The organism is Bariatricus sp. HCP28S3_A4, assembly GCF_052066395.1.
Taxonomy (GTDB): domain Bacteria; phylum Bacillota; class Clostridia; order Lachnospirales; family Lachnospiraceae; genus Allocoprococcus.
On sequence record NZ_JBQHSE010000001.1, the window covers coordinates 144,141 to 161,633 of the forward strand.

General features: G+C 46.5%; 14 protein-coding genes and 1 pseudogene. 3 read left to right on the forward strand and 12 right to left on the reverse strand.

Going from position 1 to position 17,493, the window contains the following annotated elements; translation table 11 throughout:
- Window positions 1–134 precede the first annotated feature (134 nt).
- Together ACTNBF_RS00690 and proB are read right to left on the reverse strand one after the other, a co-directional pair.
- Window positions 135–1,382, reverse strand: coding sequence for a glutamate-5-semialdehyde dehydrogenase (locus ACTNBF_RS00690; protein ID WP_441024585.1), 1,248 nt, complete (start codon window positions 1,380–1,382; stop codon window positions 135–137).
- Window position 1,383: 1 nt separating this feature from the next.
- Window positions 1,384–2,268: pseudogene (gene proB / locus ACTNBF_RS00695) on the reverse strand (glutamate 5-kinase).
- Window positions 2,269–2,867: 599 nt separating this feature from the next.
- On the opposite strand from proB, the gene ACTNBF_RS00700 reads away from it, so the two are divergent.
- Window positions 2,868–4,094, forward strand: coding sequence for an argininosuccinate synthase (locus tag ACTNBF_RS00700; RefSeq protein ID WP_427805502.1), 1,227 nt, complete (start codon window positions 2,868–2,870; stop codon window positions 4,092–4,094).
- Window positions 4,095–4,194: 100 nt separating this feature from the next.
- Here ACTNBF_RS00700 and ACTNBF_RS00705 read toward each other — a convergent pair whose 3' ends face one another.
- From ACTNBF_RS00705 to ACTNBF_RS00725, 5 genes are all read right to left on the reverse strand, one after another.
- Window positions 4,195–4,485 carry a hypothetical protein gene (locus ACTNBF_RS00705; RefSeq protein ID WP_441016936.1) on the reverse strand — a complete coding sequence of 97 codons (291 nt, stop codon included), beginning with the start codon at window positions 4,483–4,485 and terminating at the stop codon, window positions 4,195–4,197.
- 85 nt (window positions 4,486–4,570) lie between these two features.
- Complete coding sequence (locus tag ACTNBF_RS00710; protein WP_427819067.1) at window positions 4,571–6,124, reverse strand: ATP-binding protein; 1,554 nt, start codon at window positions 6,122–6,124, stop codon at window positions 4,571–4,573.
- Window positions 6,114–7,439 (reverse strand): vWA domain-containing protein, encoded by a 1,326-nt coding sequence (locus ACTNBF_RS00715; RefSeq protein WP_441016939.1) that lies wholly within the window; start codon window positions 7,437–7,439, stop codon window positions 6,114–6,116. Before ACTNBF_RS00715 ends, ACTNBF_RS00710 begins: the two co-directional genes overlap by 11 nt.
- A 27-nt stretch (window positions 7,440–7,466) precedes the next feature.
- Entirely contained in the window at window positions 7,467–8,465 is a 999-nt protein-coding gene (locus ACTNBF_RS00720) for a leucine-rich repeat protein (protein WP_427805498.1), read from the reverse strand.
- Between the two features lie 36 nt (window positions 8,466–8,501).
- Window positions 8,502–9,332 (reverse strand): hypothetical protein, encoded by an 831-nt coding sequence (locus ACTNBF_RS00725; RefSeq protein WP_427805497.1) that lies wholly within the window; start codon window positions 9,330–9,332, stop codon window positions 8,502–8,504.
- Window positions 9,333–9,591: 259 nt separating this feature from the next.
- On the opposite strand from ACTNBF_RS00725, the gene ACTNBF_RS00730 reads away from it, so the two are divergent.
- Window positions 9,592–10,029: an RrF2 family transcriptional regulator gene (locus ACTNBF_RS00730; protein WP_427805496.1), complete on the forward strand. Its 438-nt coding sequence runs from the start codon at window positions 9,592–9,594 to the stop codon at window positions 10,027–10,029.
- A gap of 31 nt (window positions 10,030–10,060) precedes the next feature.
- Here ACTNBF_RS00730 and ACTNBF_RS00735 read toward each other — a convergent pair whose 3' ends face one another.
- The 3 genes from ACTNBF_RS00735 to ACTNBF_RS00745 form a co-directional block, all read right to left on the reverse strand.
- Window positions 10,061–10,555 carry a 3-isopropylmalate dehydratase small subunit gene (locus tag ACTNBF_RS00735; RefSeq protein WP_427805495.1) on the reverse strand — a complete coding sequence of 165 codons (495 nt, stop codon included), beginning with the start codon at window positions 10,553–10,555 and terminating at the stop codon, window positions 10,061–10,063.
- Window positions 10,555–11,829 carry a 3-isopropylmalate dehydratase large subunit gene (leuC, locus tag ACTNBF_RS00740; RefSeq protein WP_427805494.1) on the reverse strand — a complete coding sequence of 425 codons (1,275 nt, stop codon included), beginning with the start codon at window positions 11,827–11,829 and terminating at the stop codon, window positions 10,555–10,557. The genes ACTNBF_RS00735 and leuC overlap by 1 nt, the downstream gene beginning before the upstream one ends.
- 228 nt (window positions 11,830–12,057) lie before the next feature.
- Complete coding sequence (locus ACTNBF_RS00745; RefSeq protein ID WP_441088591.1) at window positions 12,058–14,388, reverse strand: VaFE repeat-containing surface-anchored protein; 2,331 nt, start codon at window positions 14,386–14,388, stop codon at window positions 12,058–12,060.
- Window positions 14,389–14,644: 256 nt separating this feature from the next.
- On the opposite strand from ACTNBF_RS00745, the gene ACTNBF_RS00750 reads away from it, so the two are divergent.
- Entirely contained in the window at window positions 14,645–15,631 is a 987-nt protein-coding gene (locus tag ACTNBF_RS00750) for a putative ABC transporter permease (protein ID WP_427805492.1), read from the forward strand.
- 108 nt (window positions 15,632–15,739) lie between these two features.
- Here ACTNBF_RS00750 and ACTNBF_RS00755 read toward each other — a convergent pair whose 3' ends face one another.
- Window positions 15,740–16,573: a PHP domain-containing protein gene (locus ACTNBF_RS00755; protein WP_427819070.1), complete on the reverse strand. Its 834-nt coding sequence runs from the start codon at window positions 16,571–16,573 to the stop codon at window positions 15,740–15,742.
- A gap of 29 nt (window positions 16,574–16,602) precedes the next feature.
- Window positions 16,603–17,319, reverse strand: a complete 717-nt coding sequence (locus ACTNBF_RS00760; RefSeq protein ID WP_441024595.1) for a hypothetical protein — start codon at window positions 17,317–17,319, stop codon at window positions 16,603–16,605.
- Window positions 17,320–17,493: the final 174 nt, after the last annotated feature.

A 17,493-nucleotide genomic window follows, 5' to 3' on the forward strand; every position in this document is an offset into this window, starting at 1 on the left:
AAAAATCCATAGAGTATCTTCCAAAATGCGCTTCTTATCCTCTCTTAATTTTAAGCCAAGAAAATAGTACTTGCATAATTATACATAATTTGTGCATATTATGCAAGTACTTTTATCATAAATCTTTGGATCATCTAACAGCGCACCTGACCGTTCCCGAAAATCACGTATTTTGTTGTTGTCAGTGCTTCCAGCCCCATCGGCCCTCTGGCATGCAGCTTCTGCGTACTGATTCCGATTTCCGCTCCAAAACCAAATTCATTTCCATCCGTAAATCTGGTAGACGCATTGACATAGACAGCCGCTGCATCGACTCTTTCCTGGAAATACAAAGCATGCTCATAGCTGCGGGTAATGATCGATTCGGAATGTCCGGTATTATACCGATTAATATGTTCTACGGCTTCTTCAATCGAATTTACCATTTTCACCGAAATAACGGAATCCAGATACTCCCGTCCCCAGTCATCTTCGGATGCTGTCTTCACCTGCTTTTCAAGAGCACAGACCCTTTTATCCCCGCGGATCTCCACTCCCTTTTCCCACAATCTTCTGCAAATGACCGGCACTGCTTCCCCGGCAATCTTTTCATGGATAACCAGCGACTCGCAGGCATTGCACACTCCAAGTCTCTGCGTTTTGGCATTCACGATGATATCCGCTGCCATTTGTATATCTGCATATTCATCCACGTAAATATGGCAGTTTCCTGTTCCGGTCTCGATGACCGGTACCGTACTGTTTTCCACCACCGAAGCGATGAGTCCCGCGCCGCCTCTTGGAATAAGAACATCCAGATACTGATTCAGACGCATCATCTCACGCACCGTTTCTCTGCTCGTATCTTCTACCAGAAGAAGGGCATCTTCCGGAATCCCCGCGTCATGAAGCCCTCCTCTTAAACAGGACGCAATGGCGCTGCTTGACCTGTACGCATCACTTCCTCCACGTAAAATCACAACATTTCCCGTCTTCAGGCAAAGCCCGAAAGCATCTGCGGTCACATTCGGTCTGGCCTCGTAAATAATTCCCACAACGCCGATCGGTACACGTCTTTTCCCGATCTGAAGTCCGTTTGGCCTGACTGACATAGAAATCATTTCCCCCAAATGATCCGGAAGTGCCGCAATCTGCCTGAGTCCTTCCGCCATTTGCCGTATCCGCTCCTCATTCAGCATCAGCCGGTCGATCAGCGGTTCCGGAAGATTCCTGCTTCTGGCATCCAGAATATCTTTCTTATTTTCTTCTATTATAAATGCCGCTTTGCCTTCCAGCTCATCTGCCGCCGCCAGAAGTCCTTTATTTCTCTCATTTGTCCCAAGAAACTGAACCACTTTCTTCGCTTCCTGCGCCCTTTTTCCCAACTGTTCCATATATTCCATATCACATCTTCCTCCTGCGCTTCATCTGTCTTCTATATCCTTCCCGCTCCGGTGCCAGCTCGTTCTCTCCGTCATATCTTCTATCCTTTGATAAAAAAAGAGTACCTACTTTCTTTCCTGCCATCACATCATTGATAGCGTAAATATTGTCACCGTTAGCGATTACCATATCCGCCCCGGCTTCCGTTGCAATCTTCGCCGCTTCGATTTTTGTCGCCATTCCTCCGGTACCAAGATCACTTCCGGCACCTTTCCCCATCTTTTCCAGTGCGGCATCAATTTTGTTCACCGTATGCACGAATCTGGCGTTCGGGTTCTTCCTTGGATCATCCGTATAAAGTCCCTCGATATCAGACATCATAATCAGAAGATCCGCATTCACCAGCGCCGCCACATCTGCCGACATCGTATCATTATCCCCGAAATTCCCGTAACTGTCTTCATCCACCGAAATCGCATCATTTGCATTGACAATCGGAATCACATTCATAGCAAGCAATCTTTCAAATGTCTGTTTTGCATGATTTCTGCAGGTCACATTATATACAGATTCCTTTGTAAGCAGCACCTAGGCCGTCAACTGACTGTATTCCGCGAAAAGCTTTTCATATATCATCATCAGTCTTCCCTGCCCGACAGCTGCACAGGCCTGCTTGACATCTCCCTGCGGTTTTTCCGTAATCCCCAGAACGTTCCTTCCAATCCCGACTGCTCCGGATGAAACAACGATCACTTCCTTCCCGCGGTTTCTCATATTGATCAGAATCCGGACAAACTTCTCCAGCTTTTCCAGATTGATCTGTCCCGTCTTCTCGTATGTCACTGTAGAAGTCCCAACTTTAATCACAATTCTCTTTTTATCTTTTAATTCCTGTCTCAGTTCCATTTCGTTCTCCTAATCCTGCCATAATAACTCATGTAAAAATAATAAAAAAAGTACAAAAAAATCAGGGGAAAACGCATATAGTTATACCTTTTCTCCTGACACTCTTTTTCCTTACGGCAAAATAAGTCAAACTCATCCCTCTAAGGGAATCTCTCTGATTGAGAAGCACAACAACAACGCCATCCCGTCCATGTTCAATTAATATACGTATCCCCCTAAGGGATACGGCTGACACGGTCGGAAGGTAATGATGAGAGTATAATTGTAATTCATTTTATGCATATAATCCATGATCCTTACTCCTCCATTACTCGTTTGCAATACACTGCTTCTTTTCATTCTATTCTATCGTTCACGCGGAAAATGTCAAGCTTTTTTTAAAATTGCCTCATATTTTCTATCATTTTCATTTTCACACAGGTCTTTCACATGCGGTTCTCTGATTTCAAAAATGCATATAAACTTGTTTTTATACATTTTCATGCATAAAAACACACATTTTTTCAAGATTTTGCATTTTTTTCTTGCATAAATATAAAACATAGTGTATAGTGTGTTTTGTACTTGATCGACGAACTTATTATCAGGAGGAATATAGAATGAAAGAGAAAGTTGTTTTAGCATATTCAGGTGGTCTTGATACAACCACACTTATCCCATGGTTAAAAGAGACCTTTGATTACGAAGTAATCTGTTGCTGTATCAACTGCGGACAGGGCGAAGAACTGGACGGACTGGATGAAAGGGCAAAACTTGCCGGAGCTTCCAAATTATATATTGAAGATATCACCGATGATTTCTGCGAAAACTACATCATGCCATGTGTACAGGCAGGTGCCGTTTATGAAAATAAATATTTACTCGGAACCGCTATGGCTCGTCCGGGAATTGCCGCAAAACTGGTTGAGATTGCGAGAAAAGAGAACGCTTCCGCAATCTGCCACGGTGCTACCGGTAAAGGAAACGACCAGATCCGTTTCGAGCTTGGAATCAAGGCACTCGCTCCGGATCTGAAGATCATCGCTCCATGGCGTATGACCGATGTATGGACCATGCAGTCCCGTGAAGATGAGATCGCGTACTGCAGAGCACACGGCATTGATCTTCCGTTTGACGCAAGCCACAGCTACAGCCGTGACCGTAACTTATGGCACTTAAGCCACGAAGGTCTGGAACTGGAGAATCCAGCCAATGAACCGAACTACGATCATCTTCTGGTTCTCGGCGTCACACCGGAAAAGGCACCGGACGAAGGTGAGTATGTCACCATGAAATTCGAAAAAGGTGTTCCGGTAAGCATCAACGGCGAAGAAATGAAGGTAGCCGACATCATCCGCAAGCTCAACGCACTTGGCGGCAAACATGGTATCGGTATCGTTGATATCGTTGAAAACCGTGTTGTAGGTATGAAGTCCCGTGGCGTATATGAGACTCCGGGCGGAACGATTCTGATGGAAGCACACGCACAGCTGGAAGAACTGGTGCTTGACCGTGCAACCATGGAAGTGAAGAAAGATATGGGTAACAAGCTTGCTCAGGTAGTATACGAAGGAAAATGGTTCACTCCGCTTCGTGAAGCGATTCAGGCATTCGTAACCTCCACCCAGGAATATGTGACAGGTGAAGTGAAATTCAAGCTTTACAAAGGCAACATCATCAAAGCAGGTACAACTTCTCCGTATTCACTTTACAGCGAATCTCTGGCAAGCTTTACAACCGGTGATCTTTATGACCACCACGATGCAGACGGCTTCATTACCTTGTTCGGCCTTCCGCTGAAAGTTCGTGCGATGAAACTGGCTGAAGCTAAGAACAACCAGAAATAGCAGTTATTAAGAATATCCCAAAAGGCGGTTCAGAAAGAGTTTTCGCAAATCCTCTTCTGAACCGCCTTTTTTCTATGTCCATGATTCTATTCCCACAATTTTATTCCACATACCAGGTGCCGCTCATATACAGGCACAGCCAGCCATCCTGTGCCCTTCCCCAGACCGAAACGCTCAGGCAGCGCACCTCAAGGATCATGGCTTCTGTTCCGGCTTCTGCCGTCACTTCTCCCGGATAATTAAGTCCCGGCCCTTTTCGAAAACGTTCCTCATATTTCAACGTCCAACGACCGGTTCTTATGTCCGGCAGCCATCTCTCCTGTTTCAGGATTTTCGTTTCATTTCTGCACAGCAATTTGGAACTGCCCCTTGTATCTGCCTTCCTTTTCATTATATGCCGGAATCCGCATCACGTTCCATTCTTCCAGTCTTCTCATTTGCAGGATCCGGCAATCCCATCCTCTCGGATTTTCCGCTTACCGGATCCCTCGTTCCATACTCTCTTCCGCCTCGTCCATCTGCTTCAGGATCTCCTGGTGCCGTTCATCGAACAGCAGTCCCTTATTGTATTTATAATACAATCCGCAGTCATTCTCTTTCAGGAACCAGATGCTGTAGTAATTCGTATTCAGCTCCGTCACGAATACGACCATCTCCTGACTCTCTCCGAATGCTTTTTCCAGGAATTCAAACGCATGCTCCAGCATTTCCATCGTATGGTCGACCATTTCCTCCCGCTTTTCGGTCTCATCTGCAAAAAGCTCCCGGATCTGTTCAAACGCTTCATTGCCGGCCAGATGCTCTTCTTTGGCATAATTCCAGTAGCCTTCCAGTGTATCCACCACTTTTGCCATGCACCGCTCCCCGTCCCGGTCAAGCTTCTCAGCCTTTTTCTGATCTTCGAATTCCTTTTTCGCCCGAAAATAGATCGTCTTGATGATTCCTCCGCTTGCATAGAGTTCTTCTGACATTCCTTCTTTCTCCACTTCACGGATCAAAGCACGATATTTCTTCAGCCATTCATACAGGGCAGATACATAGCGATCCATTTCATAGGTGTCTTTAAAAGCGCCCGCCAATCTTCCGGAAAGAAGGTTCACCACACTCAGTTTTTCATCAAACGCAGCAACTTTCAGCTTCTCCAGCGTATCCTCCCCATAGGTTCCTTCCAGAATCTTTTCAATTCCGTAATCCTTCCGATATTTCACATAGAGTTCCAGATAATTTGCGAAATCTTTTGCAATCTTCCAGTGCTGGATATACTGATGCACGACTTCCCGGTCCACCTTTTTTCCCAGTCTTTCATACACCTGGATCAGTCGGGAGAGATCCTCCCATCCCCTGGCAGTTGCAAACATTCTCCCGTCCACCGTCGTCTCCATCCGGTAGAAGTTCTCCCGCCTTGCATCCAGATAGGAGATGACCGCCGGATGCACGCTCACCTGATAGGCGTATTCTTTCCAGACATCAAAATTCTCTTCCACATCGATTTTCTTGATACGGTCCAGGGTCACCACATCAAATTCACGTACCGATTTATTATACTCAGGCGGGTTGCCCGCCGCAACGATGATCCATCCCTCCGGGACTTTCTGATTTCCGAATGTCTTGCACTGCAGGAACTGCAGCATCGTTGGCGCCAGGGTCTCAGAGACACAGTTGATCTCATCAATGAAAAGAATTCCCTCTTTGTGTCCGGTAACTTCCATTTTGTCATACACCGACGCGATGATCTCGCTCATCGTATACTCCGTCACCGAATATTCTTTCCCTCCGTACTGTTTTTTCTGAATAAACGGCAGCCCCACTGCGCTCTGGCGGGTATGATGGGTGATCGTATACGCCACCAGGCCGATCCCGCACTCTCTTGCCACCTGCTCCATGATCTGTGTCTTTCCGATTCCCGGAGGCCCCATCAGAAGGATCGGCCGCTGATGAATAGCGGGGATCATGTATTTTCCACATTCATCCTTTACTAAATACGCTTCGATCGCGTCCTTGATTTCCTGTTTTGCTCGCTTAATGTCCATAGTTTTCCAATTCGTCCTCCTCAATCGTAAGCTTCATCGCCCACGGCGGAACCTCCACCTCAAGGCCTTCCCTTTCCATAAACACAAATGCAGTCTCATAGGGCGGCATCTGTTTCGGAAAGATACCCTGCCCGTCTGTAAAATAGATCACACCCTTCAGCCTAGCAAACTGATGATTTTCTATCATACGGTTGATATACTCAAATGCCGGCCTGAAATCCGTACCGCCTTCTCCGACCAGGTCCAGATGCTCCATGTACTCCCGCAGTTCCTCTTTATTCGTGATCTTCTGATCCGTCTGCACCTGCTCATCACACTGGAGAATATGGATATTGACTTTCCGGAAGAAGCTGTCGTTCTCACTTAAGATTCCATACGTCTCCTCCAGAAATTTTTTCACCAGTTCTCCGGAACAGGACATGGACGTATCGATCACGATCACAAAATCCTCGATCTTACTGACTTCTTTCCACTCCTGCGGCTCAATCAGCGGCATATTTCCGTACAATCGCAGCCCATAGCTGTAAAATCCATAATCAAAGGAATCCTCATCAATGGTCATCTCTTCCTTCAGCACGGCAAATTTTCTGAGAAATTTCCGGTAATCATACCGCTCCTTGTTCTCCACCCGGATCTGTTCCAGAAAATGGCCCGTTCCACCGGCAGTCTCCTGCGAAAATGTTTCCATCTCCGTCTGCATCTGTTCACTGATATCTTTCCATCTCTGATTCAGCTCACTATTTCTGTTCTTCTCCTCATCCTCAGCCCAGTATTTATGATCATCAACGGTAAATTCCGCCTGAAGACGAAGCATCTCTCTCTCTGAAAGCTCCCATCGCATCAGACTTCCGTAAACCTTCTCCGCCGTCAGCACCTTCATCTCACCTTGCATCTTCCGGTAGGTTTCCTGCCTGAGCCATGACTTGGCACGCCGGATATTCCGTGTGTTCCACCCGTCAATGATGGATTCCGTCACGATGTCACAAGCCAGATTCCACCACAGCTTCTCCCTGCCCTTCCGCGTAATCATATGACGGAAAATGCAGTGCATCACGGCATGCAGATAAGCCCGGTTTACATCCAGCCTGTTTTTCCGGTAGAGTCCTCCGAGCTCTCCCGGATGAAAATACAGATTCCACCCGTCTGTGGCAACAAGCGATACCGAAAAATCCTGTACATACGCCAGGGAAGACAATGCCACATCCAGGAATCGCATCTGCAGATACAGTTCATTTCTTGAAAGCGCCAGGATCCGGCGGCCGATCTGCTCCAGCTGGTCTTCCTGCTTCGTATTCTCTTCCAAATTGAGTTCCATATTCTTCCGCTTCTTTCCTTCTGCATTCTATAGAACGAATTTCTTCTTTCTTACCGGAAATCTCCGGTGTCTCTCATCCATCAGGATACTTAAGACTTCCGTCTGTCCGGTCCGGGATGCCAGATCAATCGCCCGCTCCAGCACATCCCTTTCAAAATACTCCATCCGACAGATAAATTCCACGATCTCCACCGGTGAACCGAGCGCATAATTCTCATGATCGTCAAGTTTTTTCAGACAATCCTTTATCAGATTCGTCAGATGTTCCCGGATATAAGTTTCATACCGCCTGCGTGCGGCATCCTCAAGTTTCACCGGATACATCAGTCTTGCAAGTGCGACCTGGACCGTAACCGCCTCATCATCCCGCACACCGGAAAGTGCGAACATTCTGTCGTATTTCAGGTAATCCAGCTCCCGGCGGTAGAAACATTCCCTGTATTCTCCACCCGAGCCGTAATAATGAGTCTCCACGATCCTTGCAGGCGTATTCTCCACAGCGTCCATGTAATGTTCCGGAAAAATGATCTTCGTGAACCGTTCTTCTTTTCCTTTTCCATAAACCAGAGTCGCCACGATCTCATAGCGGATCTCTGTCAGAATTTCCTTCAGACAGGACCGCTCTCCCTCATAAAAATCAATTTGAACATTCGACAGACGGCATCCGGTGAACACACCGCTTCCCATCCTCACGATCTCGTCTGTTCCGTGAAAGACTTTCATATTCATGCAGCCGTAAAATGCATAATTACCGATCACCTTCACCGTAGGTGGAAGATGGATCTCCAGAAGATTGGCTCCGCATCTGAGCGGCAGATCCTGCATCTGGAATTCTTCCGCTCTGCTGTCCTCTTCAAAGAACTCCACATCTTCATCTTCCACCTGTTTGTGATTGGAAAATGCATAGGATGCAATGGAATTTATTCTATATTTTCCAACATTTTCCGGAACTTTGACAACCTCCGATTCGCTCCACACACGAACCAGCTCCGCTCCGTCTTCTTTTCTTCTGAATGCAATTCTCATGTCGTCTGTCTCTCTCTTTCAGGTTACAATTGCACCTTATTTTTCTTTGCCCACATTCCGTGTCTCATACTTCAGATCACGCACCAGATAAGGCTGTCCATTTTCCTCAACCTCCATCTTCCAGAGCTTTTTTTCTTCTTCCAGCAGGACTTTGCCATATTTCTTATATAAATAGGTGGTCTCATGATAGTTGGCACCGCATTCGATCATGCACCAGCCCTCCTCCATCTCACAGAGGATCCATGAACACTCTTTCTTCGTTTTAAATATGAAATTCTTTGTAATCTGGAAATTCCTGCCCCATTCATAATGAACGATCTTGTCTCCCAGCCTGTATGCAGCCTCACTGAAACTGTAAAGCTCATGCGCCTCATGGAGCAAATGCTCCGGCCGCGGATTCAAACGGATCCGGCTTGCCGCATTAAAATTCTCATCCAACTGCAATGCACAGTTTAAGAACGGGGTAAATAAATACTGGGTCGCCTCATTGTACGGCATCGCCACGCATTCAATCTTACCGTCCATTTCATAATAGATCAGATATCTGCAGTCCAACACATACCGCAGTTCCCGCACAGCCAGGATATCCCTGCATGGAATACATATCTCCTTTACCTCTCCGTCTTTCTTCGGAAAAAGAAGCATAATCTGTCCGTCAAATCTTGCCGCCAGATATTCAAAGGCTCCCCGCTCATATCCCTTGGCCGGTACCCATACCATCGCCTCCAGTGGCATTCCTTGTTCTTTCCACTTGGAAAGGTGCGGCAGATAGCACTCCCGCACCTCGTCCCATTCCCATATTCTTTTCGGCCACTCCTGAAGTGTTGCGCCGAAATCCACTACATTTCCGTTTCTCCCTTTTTTCATTCTGATCCACCTTCCACCGTATTCTGACAGACTTCGCCATCTGACGCTCTGTCCTGCCGAGCCCAATTAAACACATATAACTATTATATACGTTCTCCTTATTCTTGTAAATACAGTTGCAATATGCTTTTTTCATTTGAATACCTAGTAAATACGTGGTATTATGTTAATATATAGGATGCCATGATTCCCATGGTTTTTCCCGTATAGAACGGGTTATCTGGAGCACGACATCAGAAATAAAGACGAGGTGAACACTATGAAAATCTCAACCAAAGGACGCTATGCACTCCGGCTTCTCCTTGATCTGGCACAGCACCGGAACTGCGGATTTGTTGCATTAAAAGATATTGCCAAACGTCAGGATATCTCCAAAAAATATCTGGAACAGATCGTTCCCATGCTGAACCGTGCCGGATTTCTGCTCACCGGCCGCGGTTATCAGGGGGGATATGAGCTGGCGAAAGAACCTTCTTCCATCACTGTGGGAGACATTCTTCGCGTCACCGAAGGCAGCCTGGCACCGATCTCCTGTCTCGAGCAGGAACCGAATATGTGCCCGCGCTGCGGCGAATGTCTCACCCTTCCGATGTGGCAGGGACTTTACAAAACGGTCAACGAATATCTGGACAGCGTAACGCTGCAGGATATTCTGGATCAACAGACGACCCTCTATGGCAATGATTATGTCATATAAGAAAAAAAGGTCCCGCGGGACCTTTTTTCAATTACTGATTCTTTTTTGCATTTGTATAATTCACAAGTCCGCCTGCCGCGATCAGCTTCTGCATAAATTCCGGGAACGGCTGTCCCTGGAACTCGGTTCCTTTCGTACGGTTATAGATCTTGCCGGAGTCAAAATCCACTTCCACTTCATCGCCTGCCTCAATGTTTCTTGCCGCTTCCGGGCACTCAATGATCGGAAGCCCGATATTGATCGCATTGCGGTAGAAAATCCTCGCAAAGGTCTCTGCGATCACACAGCTTACCCCTGCCGTCTTCAGGCAAAGCGGTGCATGCTCTCTCGAAGAGCCACATCCAAAATTCTTATTTGCCACGATCAGATCGCCCGGCTGTACTCTCTCCACAAAAGTCGGATCAATATCTACCATCGCATGCGTCGCAAGCTCTTTCGCGTCATAGGAATTCAGATATCTCGCCGGAATGATTACATCCGTATCTACATTATCACCATATTTAAATACATGTCCTTTTGCGTTCATTATTTGTCACCTACTTTCTCCGGATTTGCAATATACCCTGCAATTGCACTTGCTGCTGCCACTTCCGGTGACGCCAGATAAATCAGAGAATCCACATGTCCCATACGTCCGACAAAGTTTCTGTTCGTAGTTGAAACACATTTTTCCCCTGCAGCCATAACTCCCATATGGCCTCCCATACAAGGACCGCAGCTCGGTGTGTTCACAGCGCAACCAGCATCAATAAAAATGTCGATCAGTCCTTCCTTGATACACTGCTTATAAACCGCCTGTGTAGCCGGAACTACCATCACGCGCACATCCGGATGAACAGTATGTCCTTTCAGGATCGCAGCAGCTTTTCTCATATCGGAAATTCTTCCGTTGGTGCAGGATCCGATCACCACCTGGTTGATCACGATCGGTTCCATCGCTTCGATCTCATCGATGGTCTTCGCATTGCCCGGAAGATGCGGGAACGCAACCGTCGGGCGGACTTCAGAAAGATCCACAACAACAACTTCATCATACTCGGCATCCTCATCCGGTGCGTAAATCTTATATTCTTTATCTGTATGTTCTTTCAGATACGCTTCCGTCTGTTCATCAACCATAAAGATTCCGTTCTTTGCTCCGGCCTCAATTGCCATATTCGCCATCGTGAAACGGTCATCCATTGTCAGGTACTTCAGGCCGTCACCCATGAATTCCATGGATTTATACAGTGCTCCGTCCACCCCGATTCTGCCGATGATATGAAGGATCACATCTTTACCGGTCACATACGGTCCCGGTTTGCCGGTCAGCTCAAACTTGATTGCTGACGGAACTTTGAACCAGAGTTCTCCGGTCGCCATACCTGTTGAAATATCTGTGGTTCCCACACCCGTTGAAAATGCTCCGAGTGCTCCGTATGTACAGGTGTGTGAATCTGCCCCGATAATACACTCACCGGCAGCAACGATACCATATTCTGGAAGGATCGCATGCTCCACACCACATTTGCCCTGTACCAGATACCATTTCAATCCCTGCTCCTTTGCGAAATCCTGAATCGCTTTGGAGTTCTCTGCTGACTTGATATCCTTATTCGGTGTAAAGTGATCCGGTACCAGAACCACCTTGTCTTTGTCAAATACTTTATCTGCCATCTGTCTGAAAATCGGCAGCGCCATAGGACCTGTGATATCATTCGCCATCACGACATCCAGCTTTGCTTCAATGAGCTGTCCCGCCACAACCAAGTCCAGTCCTGCATGGTCCGCAAGAATCTTCTGCGTCATCGTCATTCCCATGATTAAATTCCTCCTTGGATCATTTATTAAGTTGAATCTTCAAGTACGCCTCGGCGTACTTGCTGCGAGGTGCGCGTCATGCTTTGCATGACACAATACATCTGCGCACCTCTGCAATCCGCCGGAGGCTTAATCTTGGAAGAAGATTTGACTCCCACCAAGACTAGCTTACCGCAACTCGCCACCTATGGAGGTGGGAGTCTCATCTTTATTTCAAGATGAAATTACTTACTTTCTCCGTGATATTCTAACACATTTCAACACTACAGCGCAAGAAAGAAGCACACAAAGGATAAGAACTATCAAGTTTGCCGAATCACCGGTCGCAACCGATGTTGTTTTCACTGGGAGCTGCGGCTTTCCCAGCTGCATATCTTCTGGTTTTTGCGGTATTTCGGGTTTTTCCGGTTCCTCCGGAATTTCCGGCTCTTCCTCAAAATGAACAGACTGTCCTTCATCTCCCAGATTGGTATGGTCAGCAACCAATTTTCCCTCGCAATATAAATACTCAAACACGACCGTCGTTTTCCCTCCCAATCCGGACGCATTAAATACAAAGCGCATTTCTTCGCTTCCTTCTTCTTTCTCCGGCGCAAATGTCGCTTCAGCCGTAACCAGCTCTTCTCCGATTTTCAGTTCTTCCCCACTTTCGGCGTCCATCAGAATACCTTTCAGTGTATATTCCTTCCCGGGAGTGAGGTTCTTCCATGACACCGTATCAATCAGCACCATTTCCTCCCTCGGTTTAGCCTCATGAGTGCGGGTTTCTTCGTCAAGTGCCGTTGTCGCGATCTCCGGAACCGGTCTTTTATCATTCGTAAGCGTTCCCAGATTCACGGTATGAGCATCTCTCGTGATCTCCACCTCAAAAGGCGGCAGTAAAATCCTGTCACTGTTATTCTCACACTCCAGTTCTTCGATGCAATACGTGTCATATGGGAGCGCGCCTTTCTTATCATCGGATTTCCCTTCGCCAAACCAGATTCCATCCTCTGCAGACTCTCCCCGGTTCGTATTTACCGTATGACGGTTCCATTTTGACGCCGTAGACGCATAACCGTTTTTGTCGGTAATGATGACATGTGCTTCTTGCGTGGTCTTAGATGTGATCCGGAAAGGAATTCCAGAGAGGCGTTCCATTGTGCTGTCAGCCACCTTGATCAGCTCCAGATCTCCCCGCACGATCTCCTCCGGAACAATGGTTTCCTGATAGACATGCAATGCAGCCTCCGATGCACTTTCTTCTTCCGGCTGAATCGCCTGAGCAAAAACCACATCTGTCTTCCGGTAACCCTCCGGAGCCTTCGTCTCTCGGATCGTAACTGTACCGACAGGCAGAACGCCTGCTCCATTTACCAGATAAAGCGCATCACCTCCGACCTGATATGCTCCGGTCATCTTCACTTTACCCTGTGCGTCCGTCCTGAATACCCATGTCCGAAGCGGCGAATGTCCCTCTTTTGCAGGATCTTCCTGCGATATCATATCATAATACTGCACTGTAAATTCTGCGTCTTCCAGGCTTCCGCTTCCTTGTGGTTTTCCGCTTCCGCTCTCTTTGTCCTTCTTTTCCAGCAGCCATTCGATCGGATTGTAAAAAGGAGCATCTTCACAGGTATAATAGACTGTCTCACCTGCTTTTACGGTGATCGTTTGCGACTCCGGGTTACAGGTATACCCCTGCGGAGCTTTCGTTTCTCTGATATCATAGCTCCCTTCCTGCAGAGCATCGGCCTTCCCGTAGCCCCTTTCATCAGTCGTGATCACCGCCGCCACATTTTCTGTTCCTTGATAAAATAGCGTAAATTCTGCCCCGGCAAGTGAATAGCAGGAATTCCCTTCCACCAATCCGGCATCCGAAGAGGATTTCTTCACTTCCAGACCGCCTGTATGTGAAATCTTAAATAAATATACGGTAGATTCGCATTTGGGCTCCAGCACCGAAATCTGATTCCCTCGCTGGGGATGCGTCGAAGAATGCCAGAACTTATTATCTTTCCCGTTATTTCCCCAGAAAAATCCGATATGACAGTCCGCATCCTCCGATTCCCAGGAGCGCGGTTCAAAATAGATCACATCCCCTTTCTGGGCCTTTCCGCCCGCCAGCAGCTCTTCAACGGTATCATAATGATAATACTCCACGGCATTTTCCGTGATCCAGTGATACCAGTTGCTTGCATTCACCTTGCCGCCCCGGTATCCACGGTTCGCGATCCCCGAAAGATCCGCTCCGCATTTTTCCAGAACATACGCCACAAAACCGGTACAGTTCATACCGCCATTTCCATCATTTGCTCCGTTCGGCCGCATACAGTTTCCCGGTGTTAACGGGGAACCGGTATAGGGTGTGCCAAGGTAATAACCGTCGTTCTCGTGTGCCTGGAGCTCCGCAAGAACTGCTCCCGGAGCCACTCCGAGCTTTTCATCCAGTTTTACAATTGTATCTGTTGAATTTCCTGTCGCTTTGACTTCGCTGATCTTCTGACTGCTTCCGGTCAGACAAAGAGCGGTAAGTACCGCTGTGATGGCATACTGCCATCTTCTTGATTTGATAAACATATTTGTATTCTCCTTCCTGCCCATCCGGCACGAAAAAGAGATACATAAGACGAGTACCCATATCATAAGATACGGGTACCCAAAAGTCAATTATTAGACTTCTTATTTTTTTCTTAAAGTCCGAATCTTCCTATCACCTCACATCATCCTATTAATACATTTTAGCCTTTTCTTTACAGAATCCTCCTTTACATCTCCCCCATAATTGCGTTATAATAGTAATTCATACAAATTAAATAGTTAGGAGCAAACTGAAATGACGGAATTATATTTTATCGCTTTGTACTTTTTCGTCTATGGCTTTCTTGGCTGGTGTACGGAAGTCGCTTTTGCCGCCTGGAAAGAGCATCGATTTGTAAACCGCGGATTTCTGAATGGCCCAATTTGTCCGGTCTACGGTATCGGAGTCACACTGGTCGTCCATTTTCTTAGTCCTTACAGATCCAATCTCATCATTCTCTACATAACCAGTACGATTCTCGTAACCGCACTCGAATGGCTGACCGGGTTCATTCTGGAGAGGGTCTTTCATAACAAATGGTGGGATTATTCGAATATGCCGCTTAATCTCAATGGCTATGTATGCCTCTTGTTTTCTCTTATATGGGGCGTTGCCTGTGTTTTGATCGTGGATTTCATCCATCCGGTTATTCACAAACTGTTGCTCTATATTCCTGTTATCGTCGGAGTGATCATTCTGATCATACTGGGGATCGGCATGTTTGCAGACCTTTATGTGACTGCTTCCGGCATCTTGAAGATGAACAAACGTCTTGCGGCTATGCAGGAGATTGCTGATGAGCTTCATGAAATATCAGACAAAATTGGAGAAAATATTTACAAAAATACGATCGCAGCGATGGAAACCCAGGATGCGATCAAGGATTCTGTTACGGAGAAGCAGGAAGAACTCAAAGATTCTTTTACTGCAAAACAGGAGGAATTCAAAGATTCCCTTGCAGCAAAACAGATGGAATTCAAAGATTCTTTTGCTTTAAAGCAGGAAGAGATTCTGGGCAATCTCACAGAGCGCCGCGAAGAGATTTCCGAAACATTGGATACGGTTTCAGACGAATTGAAAGAACGTATTGCATCCTTGCGTAAGCATTACAGTGAACTTGGTGAGGACTTTACCGGTATTCAGAAACGTCTTCTAAAAGCGTTCCCGAAAATGGAAAACAAAAAATACAGTGAATCCTTAGACGATCTGCGCGAGAAACTGAATTCTCTGCGCAAACGCTAGATGACCTGCAGTTCCGAATCAGATTTTCATTTATACATAAAAGTCCGTATCATCAGCATTGATTTTCTATCAGAAACGATGCCGGTGATACGGACTTTTATTATTCAATTAATGGTCTCTTTTAATTCGCTTCAGATATGGGATCTCAATCGGATCAATCGGATCGATCGGCTGCTCATCCTGAATCTTATTCTTGCGTTTGTGCATCTTTAGAAGTGCTCCTCCACGGTTGTAGAACCAGAATGAATACACCAAAAGCTTATTCGCTTTACCGATCTTGTCCTTCGTGGTCTTTGTGTAAAAGTCACCAACCGCCTTGATCGGTTCCCGGTTCCGGATCTGCATAATCAGATCCAGCTCCGTCTTGATTGGATGTGGAAACTCCGTATATGCCATTCCCACACAATCCAGCTTGTGCGCATCGCTTCCCCCCGTTCCGGGTTTGTTGTATTTTTCCGCCAGCAGTTTCGCGCCGGCATTGGATTCGGGCGGTTCACACGCGTTAAATGTTTCAACAAAGTCAAATTTCTCCAGAAGTTCCGGCGACGTCTGCCATTTCTTTGTATTGGTAAAGCTTAAATACTTTTCTCCACAAGGATGTGCCGGACCGCAGATTCCACCGTGATGATGCACAAAATCAATGAGTAGGGAAAGCGGAAGTCCGCGCATTTCCAGAAGCCGCATCTTAACGCCTTGAGGCATGATGATCAGAATATGCCCCGCTTCCAGCGTATCATATTCAATTCCTTTTAACACAACGAAATCATTATACTTTTTCCCTTTGAAAGTGTTCTTCCAGTACCGGTAACCATTATACGTATCATGATCGGTCACCAGCATACCATCAATTCCCTTTTCCTTCAGCTTTAAAATATACTTCTCCAAACTGACTTTGCTGTCAATCGACCCTTCCCGTACATGACAATGCATATCGATCTTCATGAGCACATCACCAGACTTTCTTTAAAATTTTATTCCTCGTACTCGTCTTCGTCTTCCTCCTCATCATCGAGATCCAGAATGGAACGTGCACGATCAATCTCCGATTCAATCGAAATCTCTTCTTTCACCTGTCTGGAATGCCGCGCTTCTCTTCTTCCGATTTCCCGGGACTTCATCATAAATTGTACGATAAGTCCGATGGCGATACCGGCCGCACAGATTCCCAGTGTAATGTAAGGATTCTTAATTCCGACCATCTGCGCAACTGCATTTCCAAGCCCCATTCCCCCGCTCAGTGATGTCACAATGATAACAAGTGGTTCAAACCAGATCATTGTCAGGACTGCAATAATAATTCCGGCAACTCCTGTGACAGCCAGCATTGTAAAATTCTGCATCTGGAACATACCTACAACCTCCAGAGCCACGCTCAGGCAAAGCAGAAATGCTCCAAACTTCTTGAACACTGCTGACATGATCGTCAGAATCAGTGCTGCCGCCGCAACAATGGCGAGACCGATCTTCAGATCGGTCTGGATCAGATATGCCACCAGAATTCCAAGTACAGCTCCAACAGCCAGTCCGCAAATCGCGTTCACAAATCTGACCAGCTTCAGTCCGAACAGACATACAATCAATCCGATAACTGCCGAAATAACCAGAGCTGGAAAGGGTATCTCTATCCCATTCTGTACGACTGCATTCATCTGGGTAATGATCTCATTTATCATTGGTTCATTAAACATAAAACAAGTCCTCCTATATCATTATTTACGTTCTCCCACCGGATTATTATATCACACAAGCAGACATAATCGCAACTATTTCACTGTTTTAACACAAACTCAATATTAACCCTCATTACAATTTAAACATATTAAAGAGGAGTATCAACCTTCGTTTTTTGATACTCCTCTTTA

Excerpts from the sequence above, each read along its gene's own strand:
- leuC (WP_427805494.1), bottom strand. The coding sequence starts at position 11,829 with ATGGGAATGACGATGACGCAGAAGATTCTTGCGGACCATGCAGGACTG.
- ACTNBF_RS00755 (WP_427819070.1), bottom strand. The coding sequence starts at position 16,573 with ATGAAGATCGATATGCATTGTCATGTACGGGAAGGGTCGATTGACAGC.
- ACTNBF_RS00730 (WP_427805496.1), top strand. The coding sequence starts at position 9,592 with ATGAAAATCTCAACCAAAGGACGCTATGCACTCCGGCTTCTCCTTGAT.
- ACTNBF_RS00720 (WP_427805498.1), bottom strand. The coding sequence starts at position 8,465 with ATGAGAATTGCATTCAGAAGAAAAGAAGACGGAGCGGAGCTGGTTCGT.
- ACTNBF_RS00725 (WP_427805497.1), bottom strand. The coding sequence starts at position 9,332 with ATGAAAAAAGGGAGAAACGGAAATGTAGTGGATTTCGGCGCAACACTT.
- ACTNBF_RS00690 (WP_441024585.1), bottom strand. The coding sequence starts at position 1,382 with ATGGAATATATGGAACAGTTGGGAAAAAGGGCGCAGGAAGCGAAGAAA.
- ACTNBF_RS00760 (WP_441024595.1), bottom strand. The coding sequence starts at position 17,319 with ATGTTTAATGAACCAATGATAAATGAGATCATTACCCAGATGAATGCA.
- ACTNBF_RS00750 (WP_427805492.1), top strand. The coding sequence starts at position 14,645 with ATGACGGAATTATATTTTATCGCTTTGTACTTTTTCGTCTATGGCTTT.
- ACTNBF_RS00745 (WP_441088591.1), bottom strand. The coding sequence starts at position 14,388 with ATGTTTATCAAATCAAGAAGATGGCAGTATGCCATCACAGCGGTACTT.
- ACTNBF_RS00710 (WP_427819067.1), bottom strand. The coding sequence starts at position 6,124 with ATGGACATTAAGCGAGCAAAACAGGAAATCAAGGACGCGATCGAAGCG.
- ACTNBF_RS00705 (WP_441016936.1), bottom strand. The coding sequence starts at position 4,485 with ATGAAAAGGAAGGCAGATACAAGGGGCAGTTCCAAATTGCTGTGCAGA.
- ACTNBF_RS00735 (WP_427805495.1), bottom strand. The coding sequence starts at position 10,555 with ATGAACGCAAAAGGACATGTATTTAAATATGGTGATAATGTAGATACG.
- ACTNBF_RS00700 (WP_427805502.1), top strand. The coding sequence starts at position 2,868 with ATGAAAGAGAAAGTTGTTTTAGCATATTCAGGTGGTCTTGATACAACC.
- ACTNBF_RS00715 (WP_441016939.1), bottom strand. The coding sequence starts at position 7,439 with ATGGAACTCAATTTGGAAGAGAATACGAAGCAGGAAGACCAGCTGGAG.